This is a genomic window from Rhodopseudomonas sp. BR0G17 (assembly GCF_010907025.1).
In the GTDB taxonomy this organism is placed as follows: Bacteria; Pseudomonadota; Alphaproteobacteria; order Rhizobiales; family Xanthobacteraceae; genus Rhodopseudomonas; species Rhodopseudomonas palustris_H.
In genome coordinates, this window is the sequence record NZ_QUML01000013.1 from 134,770 (window position 1) to 146,851 (window position 12,082).

Consider the following 12,082-nt stretch of genomic DNA (forward strand, 5'->3'; position numbering starts at 1 on the left):
CCCGATTTCCTGGTCTCAGGCCGGGTACAACGGACCGCGCCGCGCGGCGTCGAGGGCGGCCATCAACGCTTTGGCGAAGTTCGCTTTTTCTTCCGCGCCAAGGAAGCTGGCGATCGCCAGCCGCCGGCCGGAGGAGACCAAATAAAGCCGCTCGATGCCGGCCTCGTGGTGGACGATCTTTTCCAGCCGTACCCACAGCGGGTTCAGCACCCATTCGGCGACTTCGCCGCGCGCCGAGGTGCGGCGGACCCGCAATTCGCTGCAGGTCATCGAGATTTCCTCGCTGGCCCGCGCGCGCGCGAAGCTCACCTTGAAGGCGAAAGCGAGCGCCAGCACATCCAGCCCGAAGAAGCCGAACACCGGCCAAGCGCCCATCAACCAGAACGCCAGCCCGGCGGCAAAGCTGGCGGTGCCGACCAGCCCAATCAGAATCAGAAATCCGTTGTGACTCAAGGCGCGATGCGGCTTCAGCTGCGCCGAAAACAGTTTCGGCTCTCTCGAATCCGGACCAAGATCGGGTTCTGTCGCCATAGCGGAATATTATACCTCACCCATGCCGAAAACCACCCGCCGCCCCGCCAAGCCCGCTGCCAAGCCGCCTGCGACGCCCCCCGCCAAACCCGCCACGCGCGTCCTCGCCGCGAAGGCGAAGTCAGCGCCTGTCAAGCCGGCGGGGCGCCGCGGCAAGTCTCCGGGGCGCTGGAGTGCAGCCGAAGTGCACGAGGCGTTCAGCCGCTTCGCCAAGGCCAACCCGGAGCCGAAGGGCGAACTTGAGCATCTCAATCCGTTCACGCTGCTGGTCGCGGTTGTCCTCTCGGCGCAGGCGACCGACGCCGGCGTCAACAAGGCGACGCGGCCGCTATTCGCGGTCGCCGACACGCCGCAGAAGATGCTGGCGCTCGGTGAGGACCGGCTGCGCGAGTACATCAAGACCATTGGTCTTTTTCGCACCAAGGCGAAGAACGTGATTGCGCTGTCGCAAAAGCTGATCACCGACTTTGGCGGTGAGGTGCCGCGCACCCGTGAGGAGCTGGAGACGCTGCCGGGCGCTGGACGCAAGACCGCCAACGTGGTGCTGAACATGGCGTTCGGTCAGCCGACGATGGCGGTCGATACCCATGTGTTCCGGGTTGGTAATCGCACCGGCATGGCGCCGGGCGAGACGCCGCTGGCGGTGGAGCTTGAACTGGAGCGGGTGATCCCGGCCGAATTCATGCAGCACGCCCACCATTGGCTGATCCTGCACGGCCGCTACACCTGCCTCGCCCGCAAGCCGCGCTGCGAGGTCTGCCTGATCAACGATCTGTGTCGTTGGCCCGAGAAGACGGTGAGTTAGTTCGGGCTGTCCTGCGTCAGAAGCCCATCCGTCATTGCGAGCGAAGCGAAGCAATCCAGAGGCCGCGGAGCATGACCTGGATTGCTTCGTCGCTTTGCTCCTCGCAATGACGAGGAGGCCGACGTCAAACTACTTCATCATCGCTTTCACTTCGTCGTGCAGCGATTGCCGTGCGGCGTCGTCGGCGTAGAACATGTGGCCGCCGGGATAGACGACGAACTTCACGCGCTTCTCGGCCAGCGTCGGCGGTAGCTGATCGAGCACCATTTGGGTGCCGAAATGCGGCGCGGCGAGATCGAACAGGCCGCCGGTCACCAGCACCTGCAGGCTCGCGTCGACGCTGAGGATTTCGCGGAGCTGCGTGGTCGATTCCAGCGGCTGGCGGCCGCGGCCGAAATCCCACTGCTCGGCGACCGAGCCATTCAGCAGTTCGTACGAGCCGTCCGGCTTCCAGTTCAGCGTCGAGCGGGTCAGTTGCACGGCCGCACTGGTGAGCGGTGCGATCAGCGAATCTGCTGACGGATCGCCGAAATGCGAGCCGCTGGAATCCGGGAACGGATCGAGCCCGAGTTTGGCGCCGTCGAACCGTCCGGTGACCCGGCCGCGATCGCGGTCGAACTCACGCTGGAATTCGCGGGTGTCGAACCGTCCGGCCAATCGCCGGCTCACCGTCTTGTCGATTCCCGTCAGTGCAGAGACGCGGTCGGCGAGCCGCGTGGTCGCTTCCTTGTCGGCTTCGCCTTTGACCAGGTCGGTGAGGAATTCGCTGCGCGCGTAGCTCTCGACATCGACGAGGTCGGCGCGGGTCACCTTGCCTTTCTGCTGCCGCGCCACCGCGGTCATCGACGGCAGCCGCGCCGCATATTGCAGCAGGCTGGAGCCGGACAGGTCGCGGAAGTCGAGCACCGGCGATACCAGGATCAGACCGTTGACGCCGACGCCCTGCTTGGTCTGCAGATTGTCCACCACCTTCGGTCCGCGGATGCCGCCGTAGCTTTCGCCGGCCAGATACTTCGGCGAAGCGAGCCGGTCGTTCTTCTCCAGCCAGCGCCGGATCACCACCGCCATCGCCGAGATGTCGCCCTCGACTGCATAGAAATGCTTGCGCACCTCGTCGCCGCTGGCGACGAAACGGCTATAGCCGGTGCCGACCGGATCGATGAACACCAGATCGGTGAAGTCGAGCCAGGTCTCCGCATTGGCCTGCAGCACCGGTGGCGACGACGCCACCACGCTGCTGCCGATCGGCAGCCGCCACGGTCCGGCGGCGCCGAGCTGCAGCCAGGCCGAGGATGCGCCGGGGCCGCCGTTGAACAGGAACGTCACCGGCCGGGTGCGCGGATCGGCGCCGTCGAGCTTGTAGGTGGTGACGGCGATATCGGCCTGCGGCTCGCCCTTGCCGTTGTACAGCCGGATCGAGCCGGCGGTGGCGGTGAACGCCAGAGTCCGCCCCGGCAACGCCAGACTGTGCTTGGTGGTGACGTCCGGCGGCAGGCTGTTGAGTTCGGCGCGGGCCGGCGACGCCTCGGCTTTGTTCGCACCCGTGTCGGTCTGCTCCGCAGCTGATTTCGCCCGATCGGCGTGCGGTGCTGCGGACCGCGCCTCTTGGGCGAGGGCGCTCGATCCGAGCTGTGGCAGCGCCAGCGCTGCGATTAACATCGAGGCGGTCATGGCGGACCGGGGCGACAGCGGCATCGACATCTCCTTCGGCAACGCCGCGGCGTCACCGCAACGTTGGGCATAGGGCTTGAAATCGTCGGGACCGACTCTGAGCGCAGGACTGCGTCAGTTTGGCGACGCTGCGGCCGGTGCGGCCGCCAGCGTCACTCCGCCGCGGCGAGCGCCGCCGGCAGCGCGCCGAGCTCGCGGGCGAATTCCACCATCAGGCCGGCGACGTCTTGCGGGCGTTCTTCGTGCGCGAGGTGGCCGAGGCCCGGCATGATCACGCTGCGGGCGCCGGGGACCATCGCTTGCACCCGCTCGGCATCCGTCGACGCGATCGTCTTGTCATTGCTGCCGGCGACCAGCAACAGGCGCGGTGCCAGCCGCGGCAGCTCGGCGGCGAGGCGCTCCAGCCGCCAGCTCGCCATCATGGTGAGTGCCGCCGCAACATGACCCGGGCTGCACACCAGCCCGCGATACAGCTCGATGCCGCCAGGCTCGAGCGACGAGCCCGTGTCAGCGATCATCCGCTCCACCATGCCCTTCGTGCGTGCGAACCGCGCCACCAGCCGCGGCACCATCGCGCTGCCCGCCAGCACTCTGGCGAGCGGCAGCATCCAGCGCCCGGCGCGTCCGCCGATCGGCAGCAGCGCGCCGTTGAGGCTGACGACCCCGGACGGCGTGATCTGACCGTCGAGGCACATCCGCGCCAGCACTGCGACGCCGGCTGAATGTCCCGCCACCAGCGCCGGACGTTGCCCCAGCGTGCCCAGAAGTACGGCGATATCGGCGGCCATCGCATCAAGTGACATCCGTCCGCGCTCCGGCGTCTCGGTGAAGCCATGACCGGGAAGGTCGAGTGCGATCACCGTGAAGTGCTCCGCGAGGAGTGGCGCCAGATCGCGCCACGAATGCGTCGCCGCACCGGTGCCGTGGAGCAGCAGCAACGTCGGCCCGCGGCCGATCTGTTGCACGTGCCAACGCAGACCGGCGGCTTCGACAAAGCGGCTGCGGTTGCGGTGAGGCCAATCGCCGCCGTCACGCTGCCAGTCAGGCTTTGGATGATGCCGTCGTGAGGGAAGTCTCGGCGAGAAGGTCTGCAGAGTATCGCGCGCGGGATGAAGGACCAAAGCTGATCACCTCCATGGCGCCGGAAGCAAACTGGCGCACACGGACAAACACAGCCCCGCCGCAGAGTTCCTGCGACGAATCGATTTCGCGCCTCACAATTGCAGAATGGTAATTAGTGCGGAAAGACAGAGAGCGTCGACGGGAATACAACTAACAGCTCGGAGTGAGCCCTGCGCGAGGTTGACAATAGCTTCGTCAAGTTAGCCCGACACCAGGCTTAACTCATCATCTCTGCGTCGTGGTAGCTTGACGCCGAGTGTCAGCTCCGGCCGACACATGACCGATTATATCCGGCGACGATCTCTTTTGTGCATCCTGCCGACGAAAACGACCTGATACTTCATCGCAACTTGGAACGATCGCAAGATCTTCCAGGTTCAAATCTGAAAGGGCGCTGGTGCCGCGCACGGCGCAATGCCCGCCAGGAGTGCTCAGCGATGAAGATGTCTCACCTTGCGAATTTCCTGATGATGATCGTCGGCGGGGCCGTGCAGGAGGTGTCGTCCGCGGTTCGCCGCAAGCTGCGCGGCGTGGCGCGCACCGACTAACGTCCGGCGCCGCTTCTCTTACTGCAGCATGCTGCGCCGGTCCGGCGCCAGCACCTCGGGCCGCGATCCCGACAGCCGCTTGTGCAGATGGACCATGAAGGCCATGCCGAACAGCGGCGTCGCCAGGTTGACGATCGGGATCGACACGAAGGCGGCGATGATCAGTCCGCCGATGAACACCGTGGTGGCGTTGTCGCGCCGCATCGCCTTGGCTTCCGGCGCTGGCCGGAAACGCATCGCGGCGAGTTCGAAATATTCCCGACCGAGCAGCCAGGCGGTGGCGACGAAGAACACGATCGCGCCGGCGCCGGCGACGAACAGGAACGGCAGCGCCACCAGATACACCAGGATGGTCAGCAGCGCGGTCTTCACCGTTTCCCAGGTGGCGAGCCCAATCGGCAGCGCGACGCCCGGCGCTTCGTGCGGATAGAATTCGCGCTCGACGTGCTCGGCGGCCTCGTCGACGAAAATGCCGGCCACCAGCGACGTCACCGCGGGCATCAGGAACACCGCACCCACCACGATCCCGAGCCCGGCCGCGATCGACACGATCCAGGACAGGATGTTCAGCGGGGTGTGGAAGCCGCCCAGCGTGGCTTCGGCCCAGATCTCGCTCGAGCTTGCCAGCCAGCTCAGCAGCCGCTGCAATCCGACCGCAGCGACCGCGATCAACGCCAACGCGAAGCCGACCGAGCGCCACAGGATCGAGCGCATCGGCGGCGACAGAATCTGGGTCAGCGCCTTGATGGCGGCGTCGAGCATGGCGGCGTCCTCGTCCCGGAAAAACAGCCTCGAACAGGTAGAGACGGCGCCGATGTTCGGCAAGGGTCGGGACGTCTTCGTCGCGCGCGCTTACCGCCGCAGCCGCCGTGCCGCCGGATAATTCATCACCTTCGGCACCTTGCCGTCGCGGAGCGCCTGCTGCATGCCTTCCCAGTAATCGGCCTGCATCAGCTCCGGATGGGCGTCGCGGAAGGCGCGGCGCAGGCCGGGGTCATCGATCCGCAGCCCCTCCAGCATTTCCTGCGGCCGGAACACCATGCCATTGTCGAATTCACCCGGCGCAGCATCGTCGCGGCGTACGGTGACCGAGGTCAGCGGCTCCACCGCGTCGTAGTCGAACAGATAGACTTTGCGAATGCGGCTGACGCCGTAATTGCGGCCGTCGAGATCCTTGTTGAAGATATCGGCCGCGGCGTTGTTCTTGATGCAATCGCCGAGATTGATCACCGCTGCGCGGGATTCGGCCGCGGATGCGTTGGCGAGATACAGCGGCAGCGGTGTCAGTTTGATCTGCACGATCAGATGCCGGAACACCAGCGCGCCGCGGTCGAGCGTCACCGTGCCGATCCCGGCTTCCAGCAGTTCGTCGAGCAGCTCGGGCGCGAACATCGCGCGGTCGAGCTTGACGTTGGAATAGATGATGTTGTCGAGCATCGATCCGGCGCGATCGATCTCATGCACGAGATTGTATTTGCGCAGCACCTCGTCGAGGCCGTCGAAGTAATCGAACTTGTAATCATCGGTCGGATGATCGCGAATGATCTTCAGCACATAGGCCGACGACGGCATCGTGAAAGCGATCGCAACCGTGCCCTTGAAGCCCGGTGCGGTGGCGAGCTTTTCCTTGGTCTTGCGGTGCTCGGCCAGGATCTCGGTCATCACCGCGACCTTGCCGAGGTGATGGAAGCCGATGCACGAATATTGCGTGCCGAGCGGCCGCTTCGGCATCAGCTCATGGAGTAATCGGGCCAGCTCGTGATAGCGCGGGTTGGTGGCGTGGTAGTTCGCCAGCGTCGACGAGAACGCATATTGCAGCTCGTCGCTGTCGGTCAGCACCGCATCGACGACCAGCCCGTCCTTCTCGTTGAGCAGCGCGATCAGCAGCGGCAGGTTGCGCATCGGCATATCGCCGCGGTCGCGCAGTTTGATCCGGCCGACCAGGCAAGCGCCACGATTGCGGAAGAAGCCGGAGTCGGCGATCTCGATTTTGACCGGCTCGCCGGGACGCGGGCTGAGCGGCTCCAGCGCCGTCTCGATCGCCTGCGCTGCGAGCGCCGCGTCGCCGTCGCGATCGCGCCATGGCACGCTGAAGCCGGCGTCGCCGAGAATCCCGGCGATCACCTCGGCGGTGATCGGCAGCGTGGTGGTGGTGGTCTTCAGCACCGCGGCGGGCGAAGTGGTGCGCCGTGCGGTGGCTCCGGCGTCATAGGACACCGGCCGCCATTCGTCGCTCACCAGCTTGCGGCGCAGCGACTGCCAGAACGCGAAGGCGAAATCGGCCTCGTAGCGGCCCTCGATCGCGGCGAGCAGTTCGGCCTCGGCGGTCGGCCACAGCTGCTCGTCGGTCGTCAGCTCCGGCAGCCCGGCTTTCAACAGCGGCACGAGCTGGTCGATGCAGGCGGTGTACAGCCCGATCCGGATCTTCGACAGCCGCACCGTCACCGGCCAATCGCGTGCCTCGAACGCCGCCTGCGCCAGCGCCGGAATCCGCCGCGACACCGAGTAGTAGTTGTCGAACGCCGACAGCACCACGCGCGCCAGCAGGCGCGCCTGATCGTCGGGATCGTCGGTGCGGTACAGCGCGTCGAGCAGGTCGAAGTCGGGCTCGGCGATCCGCGTGGCGTGCTCGATCTCGGCGGCGCCGAGCGGCCGGGCGCGGGTGTGGGAAATGGTTGCGGTCATTGCGTCGGGGTCAGCGCATCTCGTCAGGTCGCGCCTCCGGCTGCCCGTCCGGACCGGCCGCCCAGCCGGCCACCGGACCGAACCACCGGGGCGATTGCGCCATCATGGGAGGCTTTGGCCCCTCCAAGCGTGATCTGACGCAAAACCCCCCCCGCCGAAAGACGGATGCGACAATCTGTCGGGCCGGAAGGCTTGGGCAGTGAGGTCTGGTGGACCGAGATTGGCCGATCAGCGGACGATGCGGAGAACGACGTCGCTCCGCTTCGGCCTCTCTCATGGCTGGGCAGGTGGCGGAGCGACGGAGGCGTTCGGCTCGATCTTCGGCGTCACGGTCTCGTTGGTCTCGAAGAACGTCAGCGCGGCGGCCGAGAAGCCATCGGGAGTCTCGTACATCAGATGGTGCGTTGCGCCCTTGAACTGGACCAACCACGCTCCGGGAATCGCGGAGGCGAGCGTCTTGGAGCTGTCGGTGCCGACGACGTTGTCGGCGGTGCCGACCACCAGCATCACCTGATTGTCGATCGCCGGCAGCTTATCGAGCGGGGTCTTCCAATGGGTGGTGGCCTCGACCTGCCGCGCCACGATCGGGTCGGCCGGCACCCGGCCGTGCAGCGCCTTGGCGACGTTGCTGCCGTCGGTCGAGGTGGCGTGGATCAGCGCCTTGTTGAACCGGTCCGGATACTGCAGCAGCAATTGCTGGGTAATCGTGCTGCCCATCGAATAGCCGAGCACATCGCTGCGCTTGACGCCGAGCGCGTCGAGCAGTCCGATCACATCGGCGGCGAATAGCGGGTAGCTGAAGGTGGTGTCGTTGGCGGTCGTGTGACCCATGCCGCGATTGTCCATCAGGATCAGCTGATGGGTCTTCGACAGCGCCTCGACCACCTGGGGCGGCCAGTTCTCGGCGGTGCCGCCGAGCCCCATGATCATCACCATCGGCGCGCCCTGGCCGATCAGCTTGTAGCCGATCGAAATGCCGTTGGCGTGGACCTGATAGATGGTGTGACCACCCGCGTCCTGGCCGATCGGTTTGCCGGCCGGCGCAATCGGATCGGCGATGGCGGAGGTCGCGGAGAGTAGGAGTGCTACGATGCCTGGAGCGAACAGGCGAGTGAGCTTTGCCATGCGAATCACCTTGCGACGTGTCGAATCGCCGCCGGATAGCAGCAAGCGCGGGATGCGTCGTTGCGGCTAAGGTGGAGCGCTACGGGAAATCGTCGAAATCGCCGTCCCACATCCAGCCATCGAGATCGCGCCTCGATCCAGTCATCGATCTCATCGTTCTCAGGATGCCGCGCCATCAGCCTGGCTTGCGCCCGGAGGTCCTCAAGCTCGCTCTCGGAAAGCTTTGCACTATTCGGCCCCGGCGTTCCGGGATCTGTTGGGCTGACCGGCTTTTCCAGTCTTCGGGCGCCAATACTCTGCTGGCGGACAGTATCTCGATGCCAAGGACACGCCCTTGCGCATCCACATCGTAGACGAATGGCCCTGCTTCCACCGTCTCCGCGAACGTGCCCTTGCCGACGATGATATGAACCGCATCGGCCTCGGGACCGTAGCTATTGTCCATCATAGCTTTCGACTCGCGTTTCTGCCTAGGTGACTACATAATAATGACCTTCGAACTCGCTGTGAATTAGCCCGCATGAGCGAAGCGATATGCGGACTACTTGCTAGTGTGCATCACTTCGAGAACTGGAGCGCCTCTTTTTTGTGCGCCTCATCGATCGAATGCCGCAGTGCCGCATAGGCAGACTGCGCGTCCAACCATTCTCCTCGGCCAAACAGCACATGAGGTTTGCTGAGTGCATGACGACCGGGATGAAGATAGTTCCGAGTTAGTCGCAGGCGGTGTGCCCAACCGGGAACGAGATGGATGATGTCGCCGTCATCGATATTTGGCAACCACCCTGCCTGATCGGCAACGTAAATCAAATCGCTTAAGCCCCACTCTAACGGGTCTGAGCTTCTTGGCCGCATCTTCTTGGGTGTCGTAGAAAGAATTGACTTGATCTTGCCAGCCTGACGTAGGCATTCGAGCAAAATCCTGGCTTCGGCCGCTGACCCGAGCATCGCTACGGCAGCATAATAGGCCTCAGCATCGGCGCACTTCTTCGCCTCACTTTCGTAGAGCTCGACAAGATCGACCATCGCCCCGAAATGATCACCTTGTTCGAAAACAGAGCGTCTGCCCCGCTCGTACAACTCCCAAAAATTAGCCTTGTCAGATGTCAGGAGCTCAAGCAAATCAGAAGGAGCAAACTGCCTAAACCTCTCGATTAGCTTTCTCTCCAGAACGGCGTGATACTCTTGGCTCTCGCGTTGGTATTCCGGCGGCGCATCTTTGAAAGGCCAGTACTCATCGTCTTTGAGGCCGCAGTCTCGTTCGATGCTTTCCATCCTTGCAGAGATGCTCCGTAGTTCGTCTTCGTAAGACCCCTCCATATGATGACGTTCATGTAGCCACACGATGGGAGCGCTGCAGAAGAATACAAACTCTGCTTTCGTTACTTTTCCAGCCCGATACAAGGCGATCGATAGTCGCACTTGGTCAGACGTCCAAGTATCCTCCTCCTCTAGAGTCCTGGAGGAGTGGCGGTCTCGAGGATGAATTTCCTGAAGGACACTCTTAAGCGAAATCTCGCCTTCCGCGCGGGAACGAATGTGTCTCAGCGCATCTACAAGTTCAGTTTCGGAAAGTTTGGCTAATGATTTCAGCTTACGAGTTCTCTTAATAGGAACCCCCTACCCATCCACCTTCAGCGCCGCGATGAACGCTTCCTGTGGGATGTCGACCTTGCCGAACTGCCGCATCTTCTTCTTGCCCTCCTTCTGCTTCTCCAGAAGTTTGCGCTTTCGGGTAATGTCGCCGCCGTAGCACTTGGCGGTGACGTCCTTGCGCAGGGCGCGGACGGTTTCGCGGGCGATCACCTTGCCGCCAATCGCCGCCTGGATCGGGATCTGGAACATGTGCGGCGGGATCAGCTCTTTCATCTTCTCGACCATGGCGCGGCCGCGGCCTTCGGCGCGGGTGCGGTGCACCAGCATCGACAGCGCGTCGACCGGCTCGGCGTTGACCAGGATCTGCATCTTCACCAGGTCTGCCGGCTTGTAGTCGGTGAGGTGATAGTCGAACGAGGCGTAGCCCTTCGACACGCTCTTGAGCCGGTCGTAGAAGTCGAACACCACTTCGTTGAGCGGCAGGTCGTACTTCACCATCGCGCGGGCGCCGACGTAGGTCAGCTCTTTCTGGTTGCCGCGGCGGTCCTGGCACAGCTTCAGCACGGAGCCGAGATACTCGTCCGGCGTCAGGATGGTGGCCTCGATCCACGGCTCCTGGATCTCGGCGATCTTCACCACGTCCGGCATGTCGACCGGATTGTGGATCTCCATCTCGGTGCCGTCGGTCAGCTTCATCTTGTAGATCACGCTCGGCGCGGTCGCGATCAGGTCGAGATCGAACTCACGGCTGAGCCGCTCCTGGATGATCTCAAGGTGCAACAGACCGAGGAAGCCGCAGCGGAAGCCGAAGCCGAGCGCGGCTGAGGTTTCCATTTCGAACGAGAAACTGGCGTCGTTCAGCCGCAGCTTGCCCATCGCGGCGCGCAAGGTTTCGAAATCGTCGGCGTCGACCGGGAACAGGCCGCAGAACACCACCGGCACGGCAGGCTTAAAGCCCGGCAGCATATCGGTGACCGGCTTCTTGTCGTCGGTGATGGTATCGCCGACGCGGGTATCGGCGACTTCCTTGATGGCCGCCGTGATGAAACCGACCTCGCCGGGGCCAAGCTCGTCGACATTGACCATCTTGGGCGTGAAGTAGCCCACGCGCTCGACGTCGTAGGCGGCGCCGGTGCCCATCATCCGGATCCGCTGGCCCTTCTTCAGCACACCATCGACGACGCGCACCAGCACCACGACGCCGAGATAGACGTCGTACCAGCTATCGACCAGGAGCGCCTTCAGGGTGGCGTCGCGATCGCCCTTCGGCGGCGGCAGACGCTTGACGATCGCCTCCAGCACGTCGGGGATGCCGAGGCCGGTCTTGGCCGAGATCATCACCGCGTCGGAGGCGTCCAGTCCGATCACGTCCTCGATCTGCTGCTTGATCTTTTCGGGCTCGGCCGCCGGCAGGTCGACTTTGTTGAGCACCGGAACGATTTCGTGGTTGGCGTCGAGCGCGTGATAGACGTTGGCCAGCGTCTGAGCTTCGACACCCTGCGAGGCGTCGACCACCAGCAGCGAGCCCTCGCACGCGGCCAGCGACCGCGACACTTCGTAGGCGAAGTCGACGTGGCCGGGCGTGTCCATCAAATTGAAGATGTAGTCCTTGCCGTCCTGCGCCCGGTAGGTCAGGCGCACGGTCTGGGCCTTGATGGTGATGCCGCGCTCGCGCTCGATGTCCATCGAGTCCAGCACCTGCTCCTTGCCGGCCATTTCGCGGTCGCTGAGCGCGCCGGTCATCTGGATCAGACGGTCGGCGAGCGTCGACTTGCCATGGTCGATATGGGCGACGATGGAGAAGTTGCGGATATTGTCGATGGGGACGGTTGTCATGGCGGCCAGATAGCATCGCGACTCAGGCCCGGCAAGGCGAACGGAAGCCGCAACCTCCCGAAAAACCGCCAGTTTTGCCGCGCTTGACGCGGCCGGCGGAAGCGGATGATGTCCGCCGCGCTACGCCTCAAGCTCAGGGCCCGGATGTCCCCTCCCTCTACCC

General features: G+C 64.1%; 10 protein-coding genes. 1 reads left to right on the forward strand and 9 read right to left on the reverse strand.

The window, feature by feature from the left end:
• Window positions 1-15 precede the first annotated feature (15 nt).
• Window positions 16-531, reverse strand: coding sequence for a DUF2244 domain-containing protein (locus DY467_RS12810; RefSeq protein ID WP_164636461.1), 516 nt, complete (start codon window positions 529-531; stop codon window positions 16-18).
• Between the two features lie 22 nt (window positions 532-553).
• On the opposite strand from DY467_RS12810, the gene nth reads away from it, so the two are divergent.
• Window positions 554-1,336 carry an endonuclease III gene (gene nth, locus DY467_RS12815; protein ID WP_164636463.1) on the forward strand — a complete coding sequence of 261 codons (783 nt, stop codon included), beginning with the start codon at window positions 554-556 and terminating at the stop codon, window positions 1,334-1,336.
• Between the two features lie 129 nt (window positions 1,337-1,465).
• On the opposite strand, the gene DY467_RS12820 is transcribed toward nth, so the two are convergent.
• From DY467_RS12820 to lepA, 8 genes are all read right to left on the reverse strand, one after another.
• Entirely contained in the window at window positions 1,466-3,031 is a 1,566-nt protein-coding gene (locus tag DY467_RS12820; protein ID WP_164636465.1) for a S10 family peptidase, read from the reverse strand.
• Between the two features lie 128 nt (window positions 3,032-3,159).
• The gene (gene bchO / locus DY467_RS12825) at window positions 3,160-4,101 is read right to left on the reverse strand and encodes an alpha/beta fold hydrolase BchO (protein WP_246701535.1); all 942 of its coding nucleotides are present in this window, start codon (window positions 4,099-4,101) and stop codon (window positions 3,160-3,162) included.
• A 594-nt stretch (window positions 4,102-4,695) separates the two neighbouring features.
• Entirely contained in the window at window positions 4,696-5,439 is a 744-nt protein-coding gene (locus DY467_RS12830; RefSeq protein WP_164636468.1) for a sulfate transporter family protein, read from the reverse strand.
• Window positions 5,440-5,529: 90 nt separating this feature from the next.
• The gene (gene aceK / locus DY467_RS12835) at window positions 5,530-7,362 is read right to left on the reverse strand and encodes a bifunctional isocitrate dehydrogenase kinase/phosphatase (RefSeq protein ID WP_164636470.1); all 1,833 of its coding nucleotides are present in this window, start codon (window positions 7,360-7,362) and stop codon (window positions 5,530-5,532) included.
• A 273-nt stretch (window positions 7,363-7,635) separates the two neighbouring features.
• A complete protein-coding gene (locus DY467_RS12840) occupies window positions 7,636-8,487 on the reverse strand; it encodes an alpha/beta fold hydrolase (RefSeq protein WP_164636472.1) in 852 nt (283 codons plus the stop codon).
• 175 nt (window positions 8,488-8,662) lie between these two features.
• Window positions 8,663-8,932 (reverse strand): DUF2283 domain-containing protein, encoded by a 270-nt coding sequence (locus DY467_RS12845; protein WP_164636474.1) that lies wholly within the window; start codon window positions 8,930-8,932, stop codon window positions 8,663-8,665.
• 113 nt (window positions 8,933-9,045) lie between these two features.
• Window positions 9,046-9,762, reverse strand: coding sequence for a hypothetical protein (locus DY467_RS12850; RefSeq protein WP_164636476.1), 717 nt, complete (start codon window positions 9,760-9,762; stop codon window positions 9,046-9,048).
• 345 nt (window positions 9,763-10,107) lie between these two features.
• Window positions 10,108-11,919 (reverse strand): translation elongation factor 4, encoded by a 1,812-nt coding sequence (gene lepA / locus DY467_RS12855; RefSeq protein ID WP_164636477.1) that lies wholly within the window; start codon window positions 11,917-11,919, stop codon window positions 10,108-10,110.
• Window positions 11,920-12,082: the final 163 nt, after the last annotated feature.

Coding starts and splice junctions, on each gene's coding strand:
- lepA (WP_164636477.1), bottom strand. CDS start 11,919: ATGACAACCGTCCCCATCGACAATATCCGCAACTTCTCCATCGTCGCC.
- DY467_RS12840 (WP_164636472.1), bottom strand. CDS start 8,487: ATGGCAAAGCTCACTCGCCTGTTCGCTCCAGGCATCGTAGCACTCCTA.
- DY467_RS12850 (WP_164636476.1), bottom strand. CDS start 9,762: ATGGAAAGCATCGAACGAGACTGCGGCCTCAAAGACGATGAGTACTGG.
- aceK (WP_164636470.1), bottom strand. CDS start 7,362: ATGACCGCAACCATTTCCCACACCCGCGCCCGGCCGCTCGGCGCCGCC.
- DY467_RS12820 (WP_164636465.1), bottom strand. CDS start 3,031: ATGCCGCTGTCGCCCCGGTCCGCCATGACCGCCTCGATGTTAATCGCA.
- DY467_RS12845 (WP_164636474.1), bottom strand. CDS start 8,932: ATGGACAATAGCTACGGTCCCGAGGCCGATGCGGTTCATATCATCGTC.
- DY467_RS12830 (WP_164636468.1), bottom strand. CDS start 5,439: ATGCTCGACGCCGCCATCAAGGCGCTGACCCAGATTCTGTCGCCGCCG.
- nth (WP_164636463.1), top strand. CDS start 554: ATGCCGAAAACCACCCGCCGCCCCGCCAAGCCCGCTGCCAAGCCGCCT.
- DY467_RS12810 (WP_164636461.1), bottom strand. CDS start 531: ATGGCGACAGAACCCGATCTTGGTCCGGATTCGAGAGAGCCGAAACTG.